This window comes from Kribbella italica (genome assembly GCF_014205135.1).
Lineage (GTDB): Bacteria > Actinomycetota > Actinomycetes > Propionibacteriales > Kribbellaceae > Kribbella > Kribbella italica.
Map to the genome: position 1 here is coordinate 6,104,235 of NZ_JACHMY010000001.1, position 24,138 is coordinate 6,128,372.

General features: G+C 70.2%; 20 protein-coding genes. 9 read left to right on the forward strand and 11 right to left on the reverse strand.

What is annotated here, in order from left to right; translation table 11 throughout:
- Both HDA39_RS28395 and paaN read right to left on the reverse strand, forming a co-directional pair.
- On the reverse strand, positions 1–1,386 hold the full coding sequence (locus HDA39_RS28395) for a serine hydrolase (protein ID WP_184800275.1): 1,386 nt from the start codon (positions 1,384–1,386) through the stop codon (positions 1–3).
- 10 nt (positions 1,387–1,396) lie between these two features.
- Positions 1,397–3,070 carry a phenylacetic acid degradation protein PaaN gene (gene paaN, locus HDA39_RS28400; protein WP_184800277.1) on the reverse strand — a complete coding sequence of 558 codons (1,674 nt, stop codon included), beginning with the start codon at positions 3,068–3,070 and terminating at the stop codon, positions 1,397–1,399.
- Positions 3,071–3,149: 79 nt separating this feature from the next.
- Here paaN and paaI point away from each other — a divergent pair, with 79 nt between their 5' ends.
- The 3 genes from paaI to paaK all read left to right on the forward strand — a co-directional run bounded on the left by paaI (position 3,150) and on the right by paaK (position 6,268).
- The gene (paaI, locus tag HDA39_RS28405; RefSeq protein ID WP_184800280.1) at positions 3,150–3,575 is read left to right on the forward strand and encodes a hydroxyphenylacetyl-CoA thioesterase PaaI; all 426 of its coding nucleotides are present in this window, start codon (positions 3,150–3,152) and stop codon (positions 3,573–3,575) included.
- Between the two features lie 156 nt (positions 3,576–3,731).
- Entirely contained in the window at positions 3,732–4,937 is a 1,206-nt protein-coding gene (gene pcaF / locus HDA39_RS28410; RefSeq protein ID WP_184800282.1) for a 3-oxoadipyl-CoA thiolase, read from the forward strand.
- A 17-nt stretch (positions 4,938–4,954) separates the two neighbouring features.
- The gene (gene paaK / locus HDA39_RS28415; protein ID WP_184800284.1) at positions 4,955–6,268 is read left to right on the forward strand and encodes a phenylacetate--CoA ligase PaaK; all 1,314 of its coding nucleotides are present in this window, start codon (positions 4,955–4,957) and stop codon (positions 6,266–6,268) included.
- A 57-nt stretch (positions 6,269–6,325) separates the two neighbouring features.
- Here the strand turns inward: paaK and HDA39_RS28420 are convergent, their stop codons facing one another.
- Entirely contained in the window at positions 6,326–6,946 is a 621-nt protein-coding gene (locus HDA39_RS28420) for a TetR/AcrR family transcriptional regulator (RefSeq protein ID WP_184800285.1), read from the reverse strand.
- Between the two features lie 170 nt (positions 6,947–7,116).
- On the opposite strand from HDA39_RS28420, the gene HDA39_RS28425 reads away from it, so the two are divergent.
- The 3 genes from HDA39_RS28425 (at position 7,117) to HDA39_RS28435 (ending at position 10,194) form a co-directional block, all read left to right on the forward strand.
- Complete coding sequence (locus HDA39_RS28425) at positions 7,117–7,914, forward strand: SDR family NAD(P)-dependent oxidoreductase (protein ID WP_184800287.1); 798 nt, start codon at positions 7,117–7,119, stop codon at positions 7,912–7,914.
- Between the two features lie 91 nt (positions 7,915–8,005).
- On the forward strand, positions 8,006–9,553 hold the full coding sequence (locus tag HDA39_RS28430; protein WP_184800290.1) for an AMP-binding protein: 1,548 nt from the start codon (positions 8,006–8,008) through the stop codon (positions 9,551–9,553).
- Between the two features lie 113 nt (positions 9,554–9,666).
- Positions 9,667–10,194, forward strand: a complete 528-nt coding sequence (locus HDA39_RS28435) for a DinB family protein (RefSeq protein WP_184800292.1) — start codon at positions 9,667–9,669, stop codon at positions 10,192–10,194.
- Positions 10,195–10,303: 109 nt separating this feature from the next.
- Here the strand turns inward: HDA39_RS28435 and HDA39_RS28440 are convergent, their stop codons facing one another.
- Entirely contained in the window at positions 10,304–11,650 is a 1,347-nt protein-coding gene (locus HDA39_RS28440) for a serine hydrolase (protein WP_184800294.1), read from the reverse strand.
- 73 nt (positions 11,651–11,723) lie between these two features.
- On the opposite strand from HDA39_RS28440, the gene HDA39_RS28445 reads away from it, so the two are divergent.
- A complete protein-coding gene (locus tag HDA39_RS28445) occupies positions 11,724–15,011 on the forward strand; it encodes a BTAD domain-containing putative transcriptional regulator (RefSeq protein WP_184800296.1) in 3,288 nt (1,095 codons plus the stop codon).
- Here HDA39_RS28445 and HDA39_RS28450 read toward each other — a convergent pair.
- Complete coding sequence (locus HDA39_RS28450) at positions 14,962–15,618, reverse strand: TetR/AcrR family transcriptional regulator (RefSeq protein ID WP_184800298.1); 657 nt, start codon at positions 15,616–15,618, stop codon at positions 14,962–14,964. The two genes, HDA39_RS28445 and HDA39_RS28450, sit on opposite strands and share 50 nt — an antisense overlap.
- A gap of 218 nt (positions 15,619–15,836) precedes the next feature.
- On the opposite strand from HDA39_RS28450, the gene HDA39_RS28455 reads away from it, so the two are divergent.
- Complete coding sequence (locus HDA39_RS28455) at positions 15,837–15,974, forward strand: hypothetical protein (RefSeq protein WP_184800300.1); 138 nt, start codon at positions 15,837–15,839, stop codon at positions 15,972–15,974.
- Positions 15,975–16,028: 54 nt separating this feature from the next.
- Here HDA39_RS28455 and HDA39_RS28460 read toward each other — a convergent pair whose 3' ends face one another.
- From HDA39_RS28460 to HDA39_RS28475, 4 genes are all read right to left on the reverse strand, one after another.
- Positions 16,029–16,862 (reverse strand): ABC transporter permease, encoded by an 834-nt coding sequence (locus HDA39_RS28460; protein ID WP_184800302.1) that lies wholly within the window; start codon positions 16,860–16,862, stop codon positions 16,029–16,031.
- Positions 16,859–17,845, reverse strand: coding sequence for an ATP-binding cassette domain-containing protein (locus tag HDA39_RS28465; protein WP_184800310.1), 987 nt, complete (start codon positions 17,843–17,845; stop codon positions 16,859–16,861). Before HDA39_RS28465 ends, HDA39_RS28460 begins: the two co-directional genes overlap by 4 nt.
- Before the next feature lie 100 nt (positions 17,846–17,945).
- The gene (locus HDA39_RS28470; protein WP_184800312.1) at positions 17,946–19,262 is read right to left on the reverse strand and encodes an MFS transporter; all 1,317 of its coding nucleotides are present in this window, start codon (positions 19,260–19,262) and stop codon (positions 17,946–17,948) included.
- Positions 19,259–19,981, reverse strand: coding sequence for a GntR family transcriptional regulator (locus HDA39_RS28475; RefSeq protein WP_337925930.1), 723 nt, complete (start codon positions 19,979–19,981; stop codon positions 19,259–19,261). Before HDA39_RS28475 ends, HDA39_RS28470 begins: the two co-directional genes overlap by 4 nt.
- 219 nt (positions 19,982–20,200) lie before the next feature.
- Here HDA39_RS28475 and HDA39_RS28480 point away from each other — a divergent pair, with 219 nt between their 5' ends.
- Positions 20,201–21,655 carry a S8 family serine peptidase gene (locus HDA39_RS28480; RefSeq protein WP_184800314.1) on the forward strand — a complete coding sequence of 485 codons (1,455 nt, stop codon included), beginning with the start codon at positions 20,201–20,203 and terminating at the stop codon, positions 21,653–21,655.
- A 63-nt stretch (positions 21,656–21,718) separates the two neighbouring features.
- Here the strand turns inward: HDA39_RS28480 and HDA39_RS28485 are convergent, their stop codons facing one another.
- Entirely contained in the window at positions 21,719–23,158 is a 1,440-nt protein-coding gene (locus HDA39_RS28485) for a dihydrolipoamide acetyltransferase family protein (protein ID WP_184800316.1), read from the reverse strand.
- The gene (locus tag HDA39_RS28490; RefSeq protein ID WP_184800318.1) at positions 23,158–24,135 is read right to left on the reverse strand and encodes an alpha-ketoacid dehydrogenase subunit beta; all 978 of its coding nucleotides are present in this window, start codon (positions 24,133–24,135) and stop codon (positions 23,158–23,160) included. Before HDA39_RS28490 ends, HDA39_RS28485 begins: the two co-directional genes overlap by 1 nt.
- Between the last annotated feature and the right edge of the window lie 3 nt (positions 24,136–24,138).

A 24,138-nucleotide genomic window follows, 5' to 3' on the forward strand; every position in this document is an offset into this window, starting at 1 on the left:
CTACCGTACGGCGACGACTCGATCGGGCAGCGAGTACTGCTCGATCGGGCGGCTGACCAGACCGCTGGCCCCGCGCACCGACTCGACCTGACCGTCGGCGCCGAAGACGAAGCGCATCGGCTCGCCGTACCCGCCGTACCCGGATCCGCTGGTCACCCGGAGCGTGGTGTCGTCGGCGAGCTCCAGCGTCGTCGGCTCGGCCGTCGGGTCCGCCCCGGTCGGGTCGATCAGGTAGAGCCGCCCGCCGAGCAGCGCGATGTCGGTCACGCCCCACAGGTTCGCGAAGCGCCCGGTGAACCGCGCCAGGTCGCCCTCGCCGCGTTCCTTCGACTCGGCCAGGTCGATCAGCTTGTGCAGGGCTTCGGCCAGCTCGGCCGCCGGCCCGTCGATGCAGTTGGTCAGCACCGACACCGCGATCCGGCGCTCGGCGTCGACCATCGAGCGGGTGATGTGCCCGGGATAGCCGCCGCCGTGCCCGAAGACGTCGCGCTTGGCGACCTGGTTGATCATCAGGCCGAGCCCGTACCGCGGCCCGTCCTCCTCGGTGGTCTTCCACAGCCCGTGCTGCATCTGCCGCTTCGAGGCGTCGCTCAGCAGCCGCTCGTCGCCCATCAGGTGGGCCGACCAGTAGGTCACCAGGTCCTGCGCGCTGCCGTAGAAGCCGGTCGCGGAGGCGAGCGCCCGGGTGTCGACGTGCTCGATCGGCACCCGCTGGTCGGCGTACGCGTAGGCGCTGTAGCCCGCGGCGTACTGCGCGCCGCGGCTCGGATCGAGCTCTGGACCGAGGTCGGCGAGGCCAAGCTTGGCCACGATCGCGGTCTGCACGTGCTCGTTGTACGACGTCCCGGTGACCGCCTCGATCACCAGGCCGAGCAGGCCGTAGCCGATGTTGGAGTACTTGAACCGGTCGTTGTCCTCGATCACCGCCGACGTGTCCGCCTTCAGTACGCCGAGCAGGTGCTCACGGTCCGGGAACGGCGTCGCGAGCTGCCAGTGATCCGCCTCCAGACTGTCCCGGGTGACACCGCCGGCGTGGCTGAGCAGGTCGCGCAGCGTGCGCTCCCCCAGCGGTGTCCCGACGATTTCGGTGACGTGCGCCGACGCCTTGTCGTCCAGCCGCAACCGGCCCTGCTCGACCAGCTGCAGCACGGCCGTCGCGGTGAACGTCTTCGAGTGCGACGCGATCCGGAACAGGTGCTCGGGCGTCAGCGCGACGCCGCCCTCGACGTCGGCCAGCCCGTACGCCGTGGACAGCGCGACCCGGTCCCCGGCGTACACGGCGGCTTGGATCCCAGGGACCCGCTGGTAGCGCTGGTTGAAGGCCAGCCAGCGGTCGTAGTACGCGAGGACTTCGGTCAGGTTCCGGTCATCCACAGTTTTGGGCACGCCTCCAAGATTAGGCGTGACGCCTGGATTGAATGACGCGGAAGCGACTCGCAACGTAGGCACCGTCGGTGTACGTCGCGTTGGCGGCCGGGTTGGCGCCGGTGCCGTGGAAGTCGCTGAACGCGGCCGACTGGTTCACGAAGACCTGGCCGGTCAGGTTCTCCGACAGCGCGACGCCGACGTCCAGCGCGGTGTCACGGGCCAGCTCCAGTACGCCCTCGTCGGTCGAGTAGATCCCGGCGGTCATCGCGCCGCCCTCGGCGACCGTGCGGCCGAACAGCTCGATCGACTCCTTGGTGTCCGCGGTCCGGACCAGGAACGAGACCGGGCCGAAGCACTCCTTGGCGTAGACGCCCTCGTCCTTGGCGTCGATCGCGACCAGCAGCGGCGTCCGGACCACGGCGTCGTCGTACGCCGGGTGCGTGATCGCGCGCGACGGCAGCACGACGTCGCCGTACTCCGCGGCCAGCTCGAGCCGGTTGACGACGGCCTGGTTGACGATCCCGCCGAGGATCTCGACCGCGCGGGCGTCGTCGCCGAGCAGCTTGCCGATCGAGGTGGCGATCCCGGCGCCGACCTCCTCGAACGACTTGTGCCCGTCGTCGGTCGCGATACCGCCGGCCGGGACGAACAGGTTCTGCGTGGTGGTGCACATCTGGCCGGAGTACAGCGAGAGCGTGAAGGCCAGGTTGTTGCACAGCGCCTTGAACGAGTCGGTCGAGTCGACGATGACCGCGTTGACGCCGGCCTTCTCGGTGAACACCGTCGCCTGGGTCGCGTTCTGCTCGAGCCACTCGCCGAACTCGCTGCCGCCGGTGAAGTCGATCAGCTTGACCTCGGGGCGCTGCGCGAGCGGCTTGGCCAGGCCGTCGTCCGGACGCTCGGCGACCAGGGTGACCAGATTCGGGTCGAGACCGGCCTCGGCGAGGACCTCGCGGCAGACGTCGACCGTGATCGCCAGCGGCAGCACGGCGAGCGGGTGCGGCTTGACCACGACGGCGTTGCCGGTGACCAGCGAGGCGAACAGGCCCGGCCAGGAGTTCCAGGTCGGGAACGTGTTGCAGCCGATCACCAGCGCGACGCCGCGGCCGGTGACGGTGAAGTTCTTGGTCATCCGGATCGGGTCGCCCTTGGCCGGCTTCTCCCACAGCGCCTCGGCCGGGTAGCGGCTCATCTCCTCGTACGCGTAGGCGACCGCCTCGAGCGCGCGGTCCAGCGCGTGCGCGCCGCCGGCCTGGAACGCCATCACGAACGCCTGGCCGCTGGTGTGGTGTACGGCGTTCGCGAGCTCGAAGACGCGCTGGTGCAGCCGGTCGAGGATCTCCAGCGTGACGCCGGTGCGGCCGTCGATCCCGGCCTTGCGCCAGTCGGTCAGCCCGGCCTGGGCGGCGGCGAGCAGCTCGTCCAGGCCGCTCTCGGTGGTGCGCGGGTACTCCACGTTCAGCTCGATGCCGAACGGCGACTGCTCGGTGACGACCGACCCGTTCGCGCCAGGGGTGGCCAGCACGTACTCCTGGCCGAGATGCTGCTCGAAGGCGGCCTTGCCGTCAGCGGCCGCGGTTTCGCCGTACACCCGCGGGCTCGGCGACTCGGGGAAGGCGGAGAAGTAGCCGCGGCTGCGGATCGCCGCCAGCGCGCCGTCGAGGCGGTCGCGGTGGGTGGCGAGCCAGTCGGTCGATGTCATGGGGTGCGCTCCAAGCTGAGGTGGTCGACAGAGTGGATGTTACAGTCGCTGGACAGATCGTCGATAGGGTGTAACAACCATGAGTGATGAGCTGGCCGCCCGCGTGGCGGCCGCGATGTGGGCCGACGACGCCGCGAGCGCGGGTCTCGGCCTGCGCCTGGTCGCGGTCGGGACCGGGACGGCGCGGCTGGAGATGACCGTGCGCGACGACATGGTGAACGGCCACGGTATCGCTCACGGCGGCTTCGTCTTCACGCTCGCCGACTCGGCGTTCGCCTTCGCCTGCAACTCGCGCAACCAGGTCACCGTCGCGCAGGCCTGCGACATCGTGTTCGTCACGGCCGTCCAGCGCGGCGACGTACTGGTCGCGGAGGCTCGCGAGCGGACCACGTTCGGCCGGAACGCGATCTACGACGTCACCGTCCGCCGTGGCGACGAGGTGGTCGCCGAGTTCCGCGGCCGCAGCCGCCAGCTGTCCGGAACCGTCATCAAGGAGGACTCATGAGCTGTGCTTTTGGCCTCGCCTCCGGCTCGGCGGGTCATGGGGCTTGGTCTCCCGGTCTTCCCTCGTCGTTCGGTCGCTGCGCTCCCTCTCTCCTCAGTCCAGACCGGGAGGCCCCATGACCTTCGCGTGCTCCTCGATCCAGAACGGAATGGCGCTATGACCCGCGTGGCCTATCTCGTCGACGGGATCCGGACCCCGATCGGCCGGTACGGCGGTGCGCTGGCCGCGGTGCGGCCCGACGATCTCGCGGCGCACGTGCTGCGCTCCTTGCTCGCGCGCCACCCCTCGCTCGACCCCGCGTCGATCGACGACGTCGTGCTCGGCTGCGCGAACCAGGCCGGCGAGGACAACCGAAACGTCGCCCGGATGGCCGTGCTGCTGGCCGGGCTCCCGGACAGCGTGCCCGGCTCGACGATCAACCGGCTCTGCGGTTCCGGCCTGGACGCGGTCGCCTCGGCCGCGCGGTCGATCGTTGCCGGTGACAACGACGTGGTGATCGCCGGCGGCGTCGAGTCGATGTCGCGGGCGCCCTTCGTGATGCCGAAGGCCACCTCGGCGTACTCGCGCTCGGCGGAGATCTTCGATACCACGATCGGCTGGCGGTTCGTCAATCCGGTGCTGAAGGGTCAGTACGGGATCGACTCGATGCCGGAGACCGCGGAGAACGTCGCGGCCGACTTCGGGATCGCCCGCGAGGACCAGGACCTGTTCGCGCTGCGCAGCCAGCAGTGCGCGGCCAAGGCGATCGCGAACGGCCGGCTGGCCGAGGAGATCGTCGCCATGGAGGTGCCCGGCAAGCGTGGCGCGGTGACCGTCGTCGACACGGACGAGCACCCGCGTGAGACGACACTGGAAGCCCTTGCGGGGTTGAAGACTCCGTTCCGCGATCCGGGCACGGTGACCGCCGGCAACGCGTCCGGCGTGAACGACGGCGCGGCCGCGCTGCTGGTGATGAGCGGCGAAGCGGTCGAGCGGCTCGGTGTCACCCCACTGGCTCGGATCGTCGGGACAGCGGCGGCCGGCGTACCGCCGCGGATCATGGGGATCGGGCCCGCGCCCGCGACCCGCAAGCTGCTCGACCGGACCGGCGTACCGCTCGCGGATGTCGGCGTGATCGAGCTGAACGAGGCGTTCGCCGCCCAGTCCCTCGCCGTACTGCGGGAGCTCGGGCTGTCCGACGACGCCGAGCACGTCAACCCGAACGGCGGCGCCATCGCCCTGGGTCACCCCCTGGGGATGTCCGGCGCCCGCCTCGCTCTGACCGCCGCCCTGGAGCTTCGCCACCGCGACGCCGGGTACGCGCTGACCACCATGTGCATCGGCGTCGGGCAGGGGATCGCGACCTTGCTGGCGCGGCCGTAGAGAGAGGGTCTCCGCCCATGACCGAGCGTTTTCTCGGTGAAGCTTGCCCGCCCGCGCTGCAGGACGCGGGTGAGCGGATGTCCGTCGACGAGTTGCGGGCGCGGCAGCTCGACCAGCTGCGGAAGACCGTGCGCGCGGCGTACGAGAATGTCCCGCACTACAAGGCCGCGCTGGACGGGGTCGGCTTCGCACCCGACGACCTGCGGGAGCTGTCGGACCTGAGCCGGCTGCCGTTCACGGCGAAGAAGGATCTGCGCGACAACTACCCGTTCGGGATGTTCGCCGTACCGCGGTCGGAGGTCGTGCGGGTGCACGCTTCGTCCGGTACGACGGGCCGGCCGACCGTGGTCGGGTACACGCGCGGCGACATCGACCGGTGGGCGGATCTGATCGCCCGGTCGATCCGCGCCGCGGGCGGCCGCGCGGGCGACGTGTGTCATGTCGCCTACGGGTACGGGCTCTTCACCGGTGGGCTCGGGGCGCACTACGGCGCCGAGCGGCTCGGGTGCACGGTGGTCCCGATCTCCGGCGGGATGACCGAGCGGCAGGTCGACCTGATCCGCGACTTCGGCGCCGAGATCGTGATGGTCACGCCGTCGTACTTCCTGTCGATCCTGGACGAGATGGAGGCGCGCGGGCTCGACCCGCACGACACCTCGCTGCGGATCGGGATCTTCGGCGCGGAGCCGTGGACCGAGCAGATGCGCCTCGAGGTCGAGCAGCGGACCGGGATGCACGCGGTCGACATCTACGGACTGTCGGAGGTGATGGGCCCGGGCGTCGCGCAGGAGTGCGTCGAGACCAAGGACGGGCTGCACATCTGGGAGGACCACTTCTACCCGGAGATCATCGACCCGGTCACCGGTGAGGTACTCCCGGACGGTTCCGAGGGTGAGCTGGTCTTCACCACCCTCACGAAGGAAGCCTTCCCGGTCCTGCGCTACCGCACCCGTGACCTGACCCGCCTGCTGCCCGGTACGGCGCGGCCAGGGATGCGCCGGATGGAGAAGATCACCGGGCGCACCGACGACATGATGATCGTCCGCGGCGTCAACGTCTTCCCGACGCAGATCGAGGAACAGCTCCTGCTGGTCGAGGGCCTCACCCCGCACTACCTGTGTGTCCTCACCCGCCCGAACCGCCTCGACGAGCTGACCGTCCGGGTCGAGGCCGCTCCCGGCCTGACCGACCACGCCCCGGCTGTCCGCGACCTGTCCCACCGCATCAAGACCCACATCGGGATCACCGCGACCATCGAGGTCCTGCCGCCGCACGCGCTGGAACGCTCACTGGGCAAGGCGAAACGGATCGACGACCAGCGGAGGCTCTGAGGGCCGGCACCCTGGCGGAGACGGCAGGATGACTGGTGGTGCCGACTTGTAGGTGGGTCAGGGCTCCAGGAGCTTTGGGAGGGTTTGGTGGGCTGCGGCGGCCAGGTCTTCGGTGGCGTTCGGGACGCCGGCGAGGTGGCGGAGGAGGGCCTGGGTGAAGAGGCCGTCGAGGACGCCGTACGCCGTGGACGGGGTGACGGTCAGGGGGCGCTCGGCGAGATCGGCGTACGTGGTGACCACCCGCCAGATCATCAGTTCGAGGGTCTGGTCGATCTCCAGGACGTCCTTGCGGAAGGACTCCTCGAAGAGGGCCTGGTTGCGCAGGTCGTACCAGAGGCGGTGCATCGAGGCGTCCTCGCGGCAGGTGGTCGCCAGGGCGTCGGCGAAGTCCTTGTGCAGGCCTTCGGCGGTGGTGGCGGTGACCACGATCTCGTCGTACCGGGTGACGCACTCGGCCTTGTACTGCCGCACGCAGGCGGTGATCAGCTCGACCTTGTCGCGGAAGTAGTAGTGCAGCACCCCGTGCGAGAACTCCGAGTTCTGGGCGATCTCGCGCAGGCTGGTCCGCGCGTACCCGAGCTCGGACAGCGTGCGGAGCGCCGAGGTGGCCAGCTGCGCGCGGCGTTCCGCGAACTTGTCCACCTGCCGGCGCGAGATCCGGTCCGTCACCTCGGTCATCGGCGAGCCTCCTGACCACGATCCTACCCGCCCCGGCCGGGATTTCTTGACAGTTGTCCAAGAAAGTCTTGACGACTGTCCAACCTTCCGTGACGCTGAGTCCATCGCCCGGTCACCGCCTCACCGGTGACCGTGGCGTCAAGCATCCGCACCGTTTGAGGGGAGATGCCATGTACGACCTGACCGGACGCAAGGCGCTGGTGACCGGGGGTGCCCGCGGCCTCGGCGCCGGGATGGCCGCGGCGCTCGCCGCCGCCGGAGCGTCGGTGGTGATCGCCGACGTCCAGGAGGACCTGGGCCGGACGACCGCCGACGAACTGAAGCAGACCGGCGCGAACGCCGCGTTCGTACCGCTCGACGTGACCGACGACGCCCAGTGGGAGACCGCGATCGCCGCCGCCGTCGGCGAGCTGGGCGGCCTGGACATCCTGGTGAACAACGCCGGCGTCGAGCTGTCCGGCCTGGTCGTCGACCTCGACCCGGACGACGTCCGCAAGATGCTGGAGATCAACGTGCTGGGCACCGCGCTCGGCGTGAAGCACGCGTTCCGGGCGATGCGCCCGGGCGGACCGGCGGGGTCTGGTGGCTCGGTGGTCAACATCTCCAGCGTCGCGGCGACGATCCCGTTCCCGGGCATCGCGGGCTACTCCGCGACCAAGTCCGCGGTCGACCGGCTGACCCGCGTGGCGGCGATGGAGTCCGGCAAGCTGGGGTACGGCGTCCGGGTGAACTGCGTCTACCCGGGCCTGGTCCCGACCGAGATGGGGATGAAGCTCGCCGCCGACATGGTCACCCTCGGGCTCTGGCCGTCCGCCGAAGCGGCGGTCGGCGACGTGATCGGGCTGACGCCGCTGGGGCGGCTCGGTGAGGTCGGCGACATGGCCGACGCGGTGGTCTTCCTGGCCTCCGACGCGGCCAAGTTCATCACCGGCGCGGGACTGCCGGTCGACGGTGGCATGGGGATGTGAGCTGACCGTCCACCACTGAGCCAGGCGCGGGGGCGTCCCTCGACCCCCTCGGATCGCCCCCGTGCCTGTTCCACCCGGCCGAGGAGTTCGCGTGCGGTTGTACGACTATCTGGACAAGGGGGCGTCGCTCGGTCCGGCGGCGCCGTGCCTGACGATGGACGGGACCAGCCTGAGCTACGGCGAGGTGCAGGAGCTGTCGTACCAGGTCGCCCGGGCGCTGGCGAAGTCCGGCATCGGGCCGGGCGACAAGGTCGCGATCCTGTCGGCGAACAACCCGATCGCGTTCGCGTGCGTCTTCGGGATCTCCCGGGCCGGCGCGGTCTGGTGCCCGGTGAACCCGCGCAACGAGGCGGCCGAGAACCGGGACCTGCTGGACGGGTTCGACTGCTCGGTCCTGGTGTTCCAGCGGGCGTTCCTTCCGTTGGTGCAACGGATCCTGCCCGAGCTGCCGAAGCTGCGGCTGGCCGTCTGCCTGGACGATTCCTTGCCTGAGGCAAACAGTCTCGCGGAGTGGCTGGCCGGCGTACCGGCGGAGCCGTGGCAGGCCGAACCGGTCGACGACGTCGCGATGCTGGTCGGCACCGGCGGTACGACGGGGCGGCCGAAGGGCGTGATGCTGACCGGACGCAACCTGGAGACGATGTCGGCGATCACGCTGATGGCCTACCCGTTCGAGGGCCGGCCGGTCTACCTCGCGCTCGCGCCGCTGACGCACGCGGCCGGCGTACTGTGCTTCCCGGTGCTGACGCTCGGCGGCGAGATCGTCGTGATGCCGAAGCCCGACCTGCCCGCGTTCCTGGGCCTGGTCGAGCGGCACCGGGTCACGCACACGTTCCTGCCGCCGACGCTGATCTACATGCTGCTGGCCGAGGAGTCCTTGCCCAGTACGGAGCTGAGCTCGCTGCAGTGCTTCTGGTACGGCGCGGCGCCGATGTCGGCCACCCGTCTGGAGGAGGCGCTGGAGCGGATCGGGCCGGTGATGGCCCAGCTGTTCGGCCAGAGCGAGGCGCCGATGATGATCGCGACGATGGCGCCGGCCGACCACTTCCACCCCGACGGGTCGCCCGCGGTCGAGCGGTTCGCGTCCGCGGGGCGGCCGAGTCCGCTGATCCAGGTCGCGATCATGGCGGACGACGGACGGCTCCTGGATCACGGTGGACGCGGGGAGATCGTGGTCCGGGGGTCGCTCGTGATGGCCGGGTACTACGGGGATCCCGAGGCGACCGCGGCCGCGTCGGCGTACGGATGGCACCACACGGGGGACATCGGGTTCCTTGACGACGACAACTACCTCTACATCGTGGACAGGGCGAAAGACATGATCATCACCGGTGGGTTCAACGTGTACTCGGCCGAGGTCGAGCAGACGCTGATGACGTACCCAGCGATCCAGGACTGCGCGGTGGTCGGGCTGCCCGACGACAAGTGGGGCGAGCGGGTCACCGCCGTACTGCAGCTGCACCCGGGGCTGACCGTGTCGGAGTCGGAGGTCCGCAACTACGTGAAGAGCCGGCTGGGCAGCGTGAAGACGCCGAAGCAGGTCGTGGTGTGGACCGAGCTGCCGCGGTCGAAGGTCGGCAAGGTGCTCAAGGCCGAGGTGAAGGCAATCCTGTTGAGCTCCGGCACCGCGGACCGCTAGGGTTCGGGCAACGACGAGAGGAGGTGAGCGCGATGTCTGGTAAGACCTTCGTGCCGCCGACTCGTCGTACCAGCGACTGAGCGGTGGCTCCAGTTCCACTCTTGGAGTCGTGAATGACCGAAGTGACCCGTCCGCCGCTGACCGCGGACGAGCGAACCCAACTGATCGGCTGGCTGGATCTTCAGCGGTCGTTCGTGCGGATGAAGTGCCGTGACCTCAGCCCGGCCGACGAGCACCGCAAGGTGCTGCCGACGTCCCCGCTGATGACGGTCGCGGGCCTCGTGGCCCACCTGCGCTGGAACGAGTACTCCTGGTTCCAGCTGAACGTCGCCGGGGTGCCCGACACCGGGCAGACACCGTGGACCGACGACGGGCACGTCGACGCCGAGATGTTCGTCGACGACGTACCGCTGGCCCAACTGCTCGACGAGTACGACGAGGAGTGCGCCCGGTCGAACGCGGCCATCGCGGACCTCTCGCTGGACGCGCTCGAGCAGGGCCCGCCGTCGATGCGCGCGGGCGGAGGCGCCGCCTCGCTGCGCTACGTGCTCTGCCACATGATCGAGGAGACCGCCCGGCACGTCGGCCACCTCGACATCATCCGCGAGATCCTCGACGGCCACACGAGCTACACGGAGTAGCCCGTACGCCGGCACGCCGGGGCCTCGCAAGGCCTCGGCGTTGCCGGGTCGCGGGAACCGCCCGACTCGGGCATCGGCGTAGCCGGGCGGCGGGGGCCGCCTCCCCCTCCTACAGGTGCTGGCCGAAGGCCAGGGGGTCGCGGGTGCACAGGTATGTTGCCCAGTTCAACTTCACTGGGGTTCCCTCGGCGTTGCGGGTGATGCGGAGGAGTTCGCCGGTCTCGCGGCCGGAGACGGTGCGGTAGACGTCAGGGGAGATCTGTTCGAAGACCGCCGGGGCGACGTAGTCGGCGGCGGCCGGGGACTTGGCTTCGAGGTGGCCTTCGCGGACCGAGAAGACGAAGGGCGAGCCCTCGGTGAACCAGGTGCCGAGGACGCCGGCCAGCTCGGTGGGGATCGTCGTGCCGGGGGTCCAGGGCTCGGGCAGGACCGGGTCGTCGTCGAGGACCTTGATGGCCAGGTCGGTGGCGAGGGCGGCCGGGGACGGTGCGGCGGAGGTGTTCATCAGCGCGATGCCCGCCGTACCGGACGGGCGGTGCAGGAAGGTGCCGGTGATGTGGCCGGGCATGCCGCCGGTGTGGCCGATGAAGACGCGCTCACCGACCCGGAGCAGCATGAAGCCGAGACCGAAGCCGAGCTGCCAGCGGTCCAGATCGGCCATGATCTGCGGCTGGCACATCTCGTCGAGGGTGTCCTTGGAGAGCACCTCGTCGGTCGGGTCGGCCAGGAACGAGGTCCACCTGGCCAGGTCCTCGGCGGTGCTGGCCAGGCCGCCGCAGGCGTCCATCGCGCCGAGCGAGAGCAACGGCTCAGGCACCGGTACGTCGCTGAACGGCGGCACGTAGTACCCGGACGCGGCCGGGCCGCCGTCCATCCCGACCGTGGTGCGGCGCATCTCCAGCGGCTGCAGGATGCGGGCCTGGATCGACTCGTACCAGGACCGGCCGTCGAGGCGCGCGATGATCTCGCCGAGCACGGAGTACACGAGGTTGGAGTAGTGGAACCGGTGGTGCGGCTTGCCGATCCGCTCGGCCTCGTTCCAGCCGGCGATCAGCTCGGCGCGGTCCGGGAAGGCCATCACGTCCCAGACGTCGCCGACCGGCTCGCGCTGCATGCCGCTGACGTGGCTGAGCATCTGCCGCACGGTGACGCCGGCGTGCTTGCTCTCCGGGATCAGCCGGTCGACGGTGTCGTCGAGGCTGAGCTTGCCCTCGTCGCGCAGGGCCATGATCGCGACCGCGGTGAACGTCTTGCTGTGCGAGGCGATCAGGTACTGCGTGTCGGCGGTCGGCGCGACGCCGGGCTTGTCCAGCGAGGCCGAGCCGACGCCGCCCGACCAGGCGAGCTTCCCGCCACGAGCGACGGCGCCGACCAGGCCCGGAACCCGGCCCTTGGTCTGACGCTCGGTGATGATCCGGGTGAGCGCGGTCTGTGTCTGCGCGGCGATGTCTGTCACGGAAGCCGACCTTAGCCCGACAGCGGTGACAAACGGCAGGGGGTTTGAGCGGGTGCTGTGGGAGGCTGGTGGGGTGCGCATAGCGGTGCTCGGTCCACTCGCGATGTGGGCGGCCGACGGATCACCGCTGGACGTCCGCGGCGTTCGGCTGCGTGGACTGCTGGCGAGGCTGGCTCTCGGTGCTGGGAAGCCGGTTGGGGTGGACACGCTCGTCGACGGGCTGTGGGGCAGTGAGGCACCGAGTGCCAACGCTCTGCAGTCGCTGGTCTCTCGGCTGCGGGCCGGTTTGCCCGCTACCGAGTCGAGCATCTCGGTGCAGTCCGGCCCAGCGGGCTACACGCTGACCATCGGGCCTGACTGCGTTGACGCGGTGCAGTTCGAGGAGCTGGCTCGGCGCGGGCGGCAACTGCTCGCCGCCGACCCGAGTCAGGCGCGCGAGCTGCTCTCCCAGGCCGACCGGCTCTGGCGAGGCGAGGCCTTGGCCGACCTGCGGGACCTGCCGTTCGCCCAGGTGGAGGCGGACCGGCTGACCGAGCTTCGACTGGGCACCGCGGAGGACCTGGCCGAGGCCGGGATCGCCACCGGTCACGCCCGCGACGTCGTGGCCGACCTCGAGCGACTGACCCTCGCCCACCCGCTGCGGGAGCGCCCGCACGAGCTGCTGATCCGCGCGCTCGCTGCCGACGGACGCCAGGCCGAGGCGCTCGCGGCGTACGAGCGAGTCCGTACGACGCTCGCCGACGAGCTCGGCGCCGACCCCGGCTCGCGGCTGCGCGACGTCCACGTGGCAGTGCTCCGCGGCGACGAGATCGACCCACCGGCCACCTCAGGCGGCGTACAAGCTGTTGAACCGGCCCCCAAGCCGAAGAGCAATCTGCGGACCCCGCTGACCAGCTTCGTCGGCCGGACCGAGGACGTGGCCGAGCTGTCACGGCAGCTGAGCGACGGCACCCGGCTGGTGACGATGGTCGGGCCAGGTGGCGCCGGCAAGACCCGGCTGGCGACCGAGACCGGCCGGACGCTGGTCAACCAGAGCGGTGACGGCATCTACTTCGTCGAGCTCGCACCGCTGGCCGAAGAGGCCGACGTGGCTCCGACGCTGCTGTCAGCGCTGGGCGCGAGCGAGTACGTCGACACCATGCAGACCACGCTGACACCGAAACGCTTCCCCACCAGCCGCTCGGCGACGGACCGGCTGGTCGAGGTGATCGCGGACCGCCGCATCCTGCTCGTGCTCGACAACTGTGAGCACCTGATCCAGGAGGTCGCCGGACTGGTCGACTCGCTGCTGGCGCAGTGCCCGCGGCTGCGGGTGCTCACCACCAGCCGCGAGCCGCTCGGCATCCCCGGCGAGCACCTGCACCAGGTCGGCCCGCTCGCGCTGCCGCCGGTCGACGCGACCGACGACGACTACCCGGCGGTCCGGCTGTTCGTCGACCGCGCCCGCGCGGTGCGCCCGGACTTCGCCATCACGGACGCGAACCGCCAGGCGATCGCGGAGATCTGCCGCCGGCTCGACGGGATGCCGCTGGCGATCGAGCTCGCCGCCGCCCGGTTGCGGGCGCTCACTCCCCTGCAGATCGTGGACCGGCTGAACGACCGGTTCCGCCTGCTGACCAGCGGCAGCCGTACGGCGTTGCCGCGGCACCAGACGCTTCGTGCGGTCGTCGAGTGGAGCTGGGAGCTGCTGGAGCCGGACGAGCAGGCCGTGGCTCGCCGCCTGTCGCGCTTCTCCGGTGGCGCGACGCTCGAGGCCGCCGAGCAGGTCTGCAGCGGACCGGGCCTGCCGCCCGAGGCTGTGCTCGACGTACTGGCTTCACTGGTCGACAAGTCGCTGGTCGAGGCCGGCGCCGAGGAGCGCTCGGTCCGGTACCGGATGCTCGAGACCGTCAGGGCGTACGGCGCCGAGCAGCTCGCTGCCGCCGGTGAGGTCGACCAGGTCCGCGAGGCGCACGCGGCGTACTTCGGTGATCTGCTGCGCAAGGCGGAACCGAAGCTGCGCACCGGCGACCAGCTGCAGTGGATGGCCCGGATGGACGCCGACAACGAGAACCTGCTGGACGCGCTGCGGACGGCGATCGACGCCGGCCGGGCCAACGACTCGATCAAGCTCGTCGCGGTCCTCGGTCAGTACTGGAACATGCGCGGCCGCCCGTCGGAGGCGGTGGCCTGGTTCGAGGCGGCACTCGCCGTACCGGGACCGACGAAACCGCTGGCCCGGGCGCTGACCGTGATGCTCTACTCGCTCGGCACACTGTCCAACGGCGCCGACCCTTCGGACTCCGTGACCAAGGCGATCCGTGGGCTGGCCGAGGTGCGGCTGCTCAGCCGGCGGCACGAGGAGGTCCGGCTGTCCGCGGTCGGCTGGTTCACCAACGCCGCGTGGGCCGCCTTCCGGCGGGACAAGGCGACCTCCTTCCAGCAGTTGGAGGAAGCCCGCGAGAGCATCGACCCCTGGACCCGGAACATGGCCGTGATGATGACGGCGATGTTCCGCGAGAACGAGGGCGACGTCGAGCAGATGGCGGCCGACCTGCAGCTCGCGCACGACGGGTTCACCGCGCTCGGCGACCGGTGGGGTACGTCGCTGGCGCTGCGTGGTCTGGCTGCTCACGCGGCGACCCACGGCGATCACCAGGCCGCGATCGACGCGCTGACCGAGGCGATGCGGCTGACCGAGGAGCTGGGCACCAGCGAAGGGATGCCGCAGCTGCTCGGGCAGGCGGCGACGAGCCGCGCGGAGCTGGGCGACCTCGACGGAGCGTGGTCCGACGTTCGTGAGGCGCAGCGGCTGGCCGGGGAGACCGGTGGCCGCGGCGGCCAGGGCACCGCGCTGATGGGGATGGCCGCGTTGAGCCGGATGGCCGGACGCTTGGACGAGGCGCTCGAGCTGGCCGAACGGGCGCTCGCGACGCTCGACCCGCAGGCCGAGCGCATGGCACCGCACGGCGAGGCGATGGTGATGACCGAGCTGGCCCGGGTGATGGTTGCCAAGGGCGACCTTTCCGGGGCCCGCCGCAACATCGAGCCGGCCGTCGCGCTGGCACTGACCACCGAGGACATGCCGATCGCGTCGGCCGTGGTCGAGGTCGCCGCGTCGGTCGAGCTGATGGCCGGTGACGCCGAGCTGGCGGCCCGGACCCTCGGCCTGGCCGCGGCGATCCGTGGCGTCCGGACGATCCCCGACCAGTGGGTCCGCGGGACCGTCGAGGGCACCCTTGCGGCGCTCGGCGAAGCGGCCTACGAGACGGCCTTCCGGTCCGGGGCGGGACTGGGGCACGACGACGCGATGGCCGAGCTGCGCAAGCGGTTCACCCTGCCGACGGGTCGCCGTCGCGGGGGTCTGCTGTCATCAGATTGACCGCGAGCGCGCGCAGGGCGGCCTGGACCTGCTGCTCCGGTGGACGCGGGTCGGCGAGCATCCAGTCGTAGACGACGGTGTTCACCGCGCCCATGAAGGACAGGCCGAGGAAGCGGAAGTCCTTGCGGGTGATCTCGCCCCGGGCCACCGCCTCGTCGCCGATCGCGACCACGCTGGAGACCAGCAGCTCGCGGAAGGCGATCCGCTGCTCCTCCACCGCCGGGCTCACCCCGACCACCTCGACGAACGAGATCCGGGCCCGGCGCAGGTCGGTCATGATGGTCTGCAGGTAGCCGTCGAGGGCCGCCGCGATCCGCTCGCGGACCGGCGCGTCCTGCGTCGCCGCCAGCGCGTCCCCCGTACTGCGCACCCCCAGCTCGATCACCTGGGCGTGCACCGCGAGCAGCACGGCTTCCTTGTTCTGGAACTCGTGGTAGAAGTGCCGGGTCGACACTTTCGCCTGTGCACACAGGCGTTCCACCGAGGTCGCGGGATACCCGTCGGTCCCGAACAGCTCCAGCGCGGCGTCCAGCAGGCGCTCCCGCCTGGCGGCCTTCCACTCGTCGACCGAGCGTCCGGAGTACCGGCGCACGGAGGGATCGCTCATAACACCTCTTGTCGCTACCCCGTGCGTGACCCGCTCATCTTAGTCACTCAGCGCAAGGTCTTGTCAGCTGGTTTGCGGGGCGCCGTGGAGCCGCGCCGCTTGACCTCAAGCGGTCTTGAGGTAGCAGGCTGTCCGGATGACTTCGCCAAGAACGACCGACGAGGACCAGATCCGGGCACTGGTCCGCACCGCTCCCGGACCTGGCCGTCGTCAGCTGCGTGAAGACCATCGACGACCGGCGGCCGGGAGCTGCCCCGTCCGCGCTGCCGCTGACCGGTGCGCTCACCTACGTGTGCGCCCGGACCGACGGCGCGTGGACGATCGTGCTCGCCCAGACGACGCCGATCGCGAGCTGAGAACGGCGAGGGCCGGAGCTGGGGAGCTCCGGCCATTCGTCGTCCGCGGGTTCGTCAGGTGCGCTTGCGGTAGGCGCGGATCGCCAGCGGGGCGAAGACCGCGACCAGGCCGACCATCCAGGCCAGCGTGAGCAGCAGCGGCTTCTGGATCTCGCCGCCGAGCATCAGGCCGCGCATCGCGTCGACCAGGTAGCTGATCGGGTTGATGTTCGACCACGCCTGCAGGAAGCCGGGCATCGTGTCGGTCGGGACGAAGATCGGGCTGCCGAAGGTCAGCGGGAACATCACCAGGAAGGCGATGCCCTGGACGCCCTGGGCCGTCCGCAGCTTGAGGCCGAGCCAGACCCACACCCAGCACAGCGACAGCGCGAAGGCCAGCACCAGCAGCAGGGCGAGCAGGCCGTTGCCGACGCCGTTCTCGAACCGGAATCCGAGCGCGAGGCCGGTGACCATCAGGATCGCGATCGAGGTCAGGTAGCGGACGGTGTCCCCGAGCACCGCACCGATCAGTGGTGACACCCGGGCGATCGGCAGGCTGCGGAAGCGGTCGAAGACGCCCTTGGCGAAGTCCTCGTTCAGCGCGATCCCGGTGCCGAGCGTCGAGAAGACCACCGACTGCACGAGTACGCCGGGCAGCAGGAACGGCAGGTAGTCCTGCCAGGTCCCGCCGGTACCGCCGCTGACCGCGCCACCGAAGACGAACAGGAACAGCACCAGGAAGATGATCGGCTGGAACGTGACGTCGGCCAGGGCCTCGGGGTTCTGCCGGATCCGGACGATGTTGCGCCAGGCCAGCGTCAGGCTCTGCTGGACCCAGGCGAACGGGCTGCTCCGCCGTACGGCGTGCTGCGGGTCCGCGGTAGTAGGGGTGAGGGTTGCGGTGCTCATCGGCCCGCTCCTTCCAGGACTGCGGTGGACTCTGCTTCGGCGGCGTGGCCGGTCAGGGCGAGGAAGACCTCGTCCAGGCTGGGCAGCCGCAGGGACAGCTCGGTGACGGCGATTCCGGCCTCGTCCAGCCGCCGTACGACGACCGGCATCGACGACCCGTCGCTCACCGGCACGCTGACCAGGGCGTTGACGACGTCGACGGTCGGCCGGGTGCCGGTCGACTCCGCGACGATCGCGGCGACCCGCTCGAGGTGGCCGGGCTCGGCCGGGCGGACGTCGAGCGACTGCTTGCCGGCCTGCGCCTTGAGCTCCGCCGGGCGACCGGCGGCGACGACGCGGCCCTTGTCGAAGACCATGATCGAGTCGGCCAGGGCGTCGGCCTCCTCCAGGTACTGCGTGGTGAGCAGCACCGTCGTACCGTCGAGGACCAGGTTGCGGACGGTGTCCCAGACGCCGTTGCGGGCGTGCGGGTCGAGTCCGGTGGTCGGCTCGTCCAGGTACAGGATGCTCGGGTTGCCGACCAGGCTCGCGGCCAGGTCGAGCCGGCGGCGCATGCCGCCGGAGTAGGTCTTGGCGATCCGGTCACCGGCGTCGGTCAGCTCGAAGCGCTCAAGCAGCTCGTCGGCGCGGCTCTTGGCCTGCGGGCGGGTCAGCCCGATCAGGCGGCCGATCATGACCAGGTTGCGGCGGCCGGACATGTCCTCGTCGACCGAGGCGTACTGCCCGGTCAGGCCGATGATCTCGCGGACCCGGCCGGCCTCCTTGACCACGTCGAACCCGCCGACCTTCGCGTACCCGGCGTCCGGCTGGAGCAGCGTGCCGAGGATCCGGACGGCGGTGGTCTTGCCCGCGCCGTTCGGTCCCAGGACGCCGAGCACGCTGCCGGTCGGCACGGTCAGGTCGACGCCGTCGAGCGCGATCGTGCTGCCATATTTCTTGACCAGGCCTTCCGCCACGATGGCGGGCTGGTTCGGTGTGGACATTCGGTTCCTCCAGATGACTTCGTGTCTCTGGGAACCACAGTCCACCGACCCGCTGGCACCGGCCTGGCACTCGGCTGACAGCCCGTCTCAGCGGGCTGTCTCAGCCCTTCAGCGGCATGATCCGGTTGGCGAGCAGTGCTTGGTACGCCTCCGGGTTGTACCGGGCCAGGTGGCCACGGGCCTTGCGCCGGTACTTGAGGATCTGCCGGGTACCGATCGCCCACAGCACGTACTGGAACGCCAGCGCGAACTTGAAGTCGCCGATCTCCTGTGGAGCACCGCCCGACGACACGTCCAGCAGGATCCCGACCATGCCGATGCAGATCAGCGTCGCGATGAAGCCGCCGGTGTTGACCATCCCGTTGGCGGCGCCGAAGCGCGTCGACGGGTTGAACGTCCGGGCGTAGTCGAGCCCGAGCATCGATCCCGGACCACCAGCAGCCTGTACGACGATCAGCAGCAACAGCACCGGCAGCGGCGCCTGACCGGGCCAGACGAGCACGACCGTCCACATCAGCACCGATCCGCTGACCACCGCCAGCACGATCCAGGACCGGTAGAACGGGAAGCGCGCGGCGTACCGGCCGACCAGCGGGCCGTAGAACAGCCCGGCGAGCACCGGCAGGATCAGCAACGACGCGGCCGTGGTCGGGGAGAGTCCCTGTCCGCGGACGAGGAACGGGTACCCCCAGAGCAGGCCGAAGGTCGAGCCGGAGAAGCTCGTGGTGAAGTGCGTCCACAGGCCGAGCCGCGTACCCGGCTCGCACCAGGCGCGGCGCAGGTTGTGGCGGACCTCGGTGAGCGACTGCTTGGCGCGGTGCAGCGGTTCGTCGTACGGGGTGTCCTTGATCAGGAACAGTACGGCGACGCCCGTGATCAGGCTGAGCACGCTGGCGCCGGCGAACGTCCCGGTCCAGCCGAAGGCGTGGAACGCCGCGGCCATCGGGACCGTCGAGACGATCGCGCCGATACCGCCGAGCATGCCGGTGGCCTGCGACATCACGGGCTGGCGCAGCGCCGGGAACCAGGACATCACCACTCGGAGCACGCTGATGAAGACCAGCGCGTCACCGACGCCGAGCACCGCCCGGGCCGCGAGGGCGGCCGGGTAGGAGTCGACCAGGCTGAACGCCGACTGGGCCAGGAAGAGCAGACCGGACGCGGTGATCAGCAGCCGCTTCGAGCCGTACCGGTCGAGCAGGATGCCGACCGGGACCTGCATCGCGGCGTACACGGTGAGCTGTACGACGGTGAAGCTGGCCAGCGCCGACGCGGAGATGTGGAAGCGCTCGGCCGCCTGCAGACCGGCGACGCTCATCGAGCCGCGGTGCAGCACGGTCACCAGGTAGGTGAAGACGGCAGCCGCCCACACCGCCCAGGCTCGCCGACCGCCCAGGGGGAAGAGGAGCTCGGTCACCGCACCCCTCGCAGATCCGCCGCGGCGACCTCGATGTGGGACACGACCAGCTCGCGGAACCGCTTCACGCTGTTGCCGCCGAGCGCCTCGATCATCTCGGTGTGGGCGACGATCGACCGGTCCATCCGGGCCGGCTGAACCTCGATGCCCGGCACGCCCATCCGGACCTGGCGGTCGCGGAGGCTGTTGTAGAGCTTGGCGAGGATCTCGTTGCCGGCCGCACCGACGATCGCCTCGTGGAAAGCGCGGTCGGCTTCCAGGAAGCTCTTCGCGTCGCCGGCCTTGCGGTGCGCGCGCATCTCGTCGACCTTCGCGGTCAGCACCTCGATCAGCTGCTTGCGCCGCGGCCAGACCTTCGCGGCCGCGTGGGTCTCGAGCAGCTCGCGAGCCTCCAGGACGTCGTTGATCTCCTGCGGCAGCACCGGCAGGACCAGGGCGCCCTTCTTCGGGTACAGCTTGACCAGGCCGGACTCCTCCAGCCGCAGCAGGGCCTCGCGCACCGGCGTACGGGAGACTCCTACCGCCGTGGCCAGCTCACCCTCGGTGAGCAGCTCACCGCCTGGGTAGACGCGATCCAGGATCGCGGCCTTCACGTACGCGTACACCCGCTCCGCGGCCGGGATCTTCTCCACTCCCGGCGCCTGCTCGACCACCACCCGGGCGATCTCGGCTGTTTCGTCCCCCAGCACCGGCCGACCGCCGGGCACCCCGCTCTCCACCAACACTCCTCAAGCTCTACGATCTGAAACATACGACTGGTATCTCTGTTGTATCTATCTTATCACTCGACTGTTTGATCCACATTCTGTGGATAAACCTGTGGATAAGCGTGCGGGGTTTCCCCTGTCCTGCGCGCTGGAGTACGCACGGGCCACAAACCGATCTAGGCTCACCGGAGCGTTGCCGTCCCGTTTCGCTCTGTGTCTTGAGGAGAGAGTGTGTTCCGAAGCTCACGTACCCGCCGGCTGAGCGCCGGTCTGGCGGTGGCGGCCTTGGCCTTCACCACCGCCGGTGCCGCGACCGCCGCCCAGGCGGCCCCGTTCGCACCCTCGACCAGCACCGCCGCCGCGGCCGAGCCCGGCGTCCTGATGAACTACGTGGTCAACACCCGCGCCACGAAGCTGCACGTCAAGAAGGTCGAGCAGGCCGTCAAGGCCGCCGGCGGGACCGTCGTCTCGTCGTACGACCAGCTCGGCGTGGTGATCGCGCAGTCGACCAACCCGGACTTCCGGACCGACGTCCGCCAGGGCCGCAACGGCCGTGAGGTGCAGTCGGTCGGCGCCACCCGGACCGCGGCCGTGTCCGAGGGCCCGGTCGGTACGGCGAAGAAGGCCGCCGCCAAGGGACTGAACGCCGGCGAAGGCACCGTCGTACCGGACCCGGACGAGAACAAGCAGTGGGACATGGTCCAGATCAAGGCGGACCAGGCGCACAAGATCACCGACGGCTCCAAGCGCGTCCTGGTCGGCGTCACCGACAGCGGTGTCGACGACACCCACCCGGACCTGAAGCCGAACTTCGACGCGAAGAACTCGGTCAACTGCACCGGCAACGGCGTCCCGGACCGGACGGTGGGCGGCTGGCGGCCGACCACCAGCTCGCACGGTACCCACGTGGCCGGCACGATCGCGGCCGCGCGCAACGGCGTCGGCATCGTCGGCGTCGCGCCGGGCGTCAGGATCGCCTCGGTGAAGGTGGTCAACGACGACGGCTACATCTACCCCGAGTACGCGATCTGCGGCTTCGTCTGGGCCGCCGAGCACCACATGGACGTCACCAACCACAGCTACTTCATCGACCCGTGGCAGTTCTGGTGCGACGACGACGGTGACCAGGGCGCGGTCCAGGAAGCCGTCCGGCGGGCCATGAACTACCAGACCAAGAAGGGCGTCCTGTCGGTCGCCGCGGCGGGCAACTCGAACTACGACCTGTCGAACAAGACGACCGACACCTCGAGCCCGAACGACAGCACCGCGGTGACCCGGGACATCAACAACGACTGCCTGGACATCCCGACCGAGCTGCCCGGCGTGATCACCGTCGCCAGCACCACGCAGGCGAGGACGAAGAGCGACTTCTCCAACTTCGGCCTGCGCTCGATCGACGTCGCCGCGCCGGGCAGCAACATCCTGTCGACGGTGCCCGACGGCAAGTACGCCGTGTTCAGCGGTACGTCGATGGCGTCCCCGCACGTGGCCGGCGTCGCCGCGCTGATGAAGTCGGCGCACCCGTGGTGGGGCCCGCGCGACCTGGAGAAGGCCCTGCAGCGCCAGGCCGACGACACCGCCTGCCCGACCACGCCGGACGCGCGCTGCACCGGTACGACGGCGAAGAACGCCTTCTACGGCGAGGGCATCGCGGACGCCCTGGACGCGGTCAAGCGCTTCTGGTGAGTCACCACCTGAACTGAAAAGAGGGGGTCCCCCGCCCGGGACCCCCTCTTTTCCTGTGCTCTTCTAGAACATCAGCGCGCGAGCGGGGTCCTCGAGGATGCTCGCGACGTCGGCGAGAAAGATCGAGCCCTTCTCGCCGTCGATCAGGCGGTGGTCGAACGACAGCGCCAGCGTGGTGATCCAGCGCGGGACGATCTCGTCGTCCACCACCCACGGCTGCTTGCGGACCGCGCCGAAGGCGAGGATCGCGGCCTCGCCCGGGTTGATGATCGGCGTCCCGGCGTCGACGCCGAAGACGCCGACGTTGGTGATCGTGAACGACCCGCCGGCCTGGTCGGCCGGGGAGGTCTTGCCGTCGCGGGCGGTGGCGACCAGGTTGTTCAGGGCGCCGCACAGCTCGGGCAGGGTGAGCGACTCGGCACCCTTGATGTTCGGCACGATCAGGCCGCGCGGCGTGGCCGCGGCGATGCCGAGGTTGACCGAGCCCTTGAGCACGATCTCCTGGTTCGGCTCGTCCCACGCCGCGTTGATGATCGGCGTCCGGCGGGCCGCGAGGGTGACCGCCTTCGCGACGATCAGCAACGGCGAGACCCGCAGGTCCTTGAACGCCTTGTCCTTCTTCAGCCGCTCGACCAGGTCCATGGTCGCGCTGACGTCGACAGTGATCCACTCGGTCACGTGCGGCGCCGTGAACGCACTGGCCACCATCGCCTGCGCCATCACCTTCTGGACGCCCTTCACGGGAATCCGCACGTCACCAGCACCAGGCTGTACGACGTACTGCGGAGCAGGTGCTGCAGCAGCAGGTGGTGTGGTGGTGTGGTTCTCCACGTCGGAGCGGGTGATGATCCCGCCTACACCCGTGGCGGTGACCGTGCCGAGGTCGATGCCCAGGTCCTTGGCCAGCTTGCGGACCGGGGGCTTGGCCAGGACATGAACGTTGCCAGCAGCAACTGCTGCGGCGGCCGGAGTCGGAGCGGGGGCCGGTACTGGAGCCGGGGCGGGGACGACCGGTGCCGGGGCGGGGACCGCCTGCGGCGCGACGGCCCCTGCCGGGGCGGGGACCGCCGACGGCGCGAGGGCGGCGGGCGCGGCCGCGGGGGCTCCGCCCTTGCGGGGACGGCGTTTGGCTTCGGTCGTCCGGGGGCCGTAACCGACCAGCACCGCCGTACGGCCCGTGCCGCCGTTCTCGATGTCCGGGACCAGGTCTTCCTTCGGCGTACCGGAGGCCACCGGTGGCGTCAGGTCACCAGGCGTGGCGTCGGCGGTCTCGACGGCGATGATCGGCGTACCGACCGGAACGGTCTCGCCCTCGGGGACCAGGAGCTCGGCGACCGTGCCGGCGAACGGCACCGGCAGCTCGACCAGGGACTTGGCGGTCTCGATCTCGACGACGGTGTCGTTGAGCTTGACCGTGTCGCCGGGCTTGACCTTCCAGCTGACGATCTCGGCCTCGACCAGACCCTCGCCGACGTCGGGGAGGCGGAACTGCTGGATGCCCATCAGTACCCCATCACCCGGTCGACACCGTCGAGCACCCGGTCCAGGTCGGGCAGGTACTCCTCTTCCATCCGCGACGGCGGGTAGGGAGTGTCGTACCCGGCGACCCGGAGCACCGGCGCCTCCAGGTGGTAGAAGCACTCCTCGGTGATCCGCGCCGCGACCTCCGCGCCGGGACCGAGCGAGAACGGCGCCTCGTGCACGACGACCGCGCGCCGGGTCTTCTTGACCGAGTCGAAGATCGTCCGCAGGTCCAGCGGCGAGATGGTCCGCAGGTCGACGACCTCCAGGTCGCGCCCGTCCTCGAGCGCCGCCTCGGCCGCCTGCAGGCAGGTCTTCACCATCGGGCCGTAGCAGAACAGTGTCGCGTCGGTGCCCTCGCGGACCACCTTCGCCTTGTGCAGCGGGTACGCCGGCGGCACGCTCTCGTCGAGCTCGGCCTTCTCGTGGTAGCGCCGCTTGGGCTCCAGGAAGATGACCGGGTCGTCGGAGCTGATCGCCTGCTGGATCATCCAGTACGCGTCCACCGGGTCGCCGCACGCGACCACCTTGAGACCGGCGATGTGCGCGAACAGCGTCTCCGGCGACTCCGAGTGGTGCTCGACCGCGCCGATGCCGCCACCGAACGGGATCCGGATCACGATCGGCATCCGCAGCTTGCCCATCGACCGGTAGTGCATCTTGGCGACCTGGTTGATGATCTGGTCGTACGCCGGGAAGACGAACCCGTCGAACTGGATCTCGCAGACCGGCCGGTAGCCGCGCAGCGCCAGGCCGACCGCGGTCCCGATGATGCCGGACTCGGCCAGCGGGGTGTCGATCACCCGGTCCTCGCCGAAGTCCTTCTGCAGACCCTCGGTGACCCGGAAGACACCGCCGAGCTTGCCGATGTCCTCACCCAGGATGATCACCTTGGGGTCGTTGTCCATCGAGGCCCGCAGGCCCGCGTTGATGCCCTTGCCGAGACTGATCTTCGTCATCCG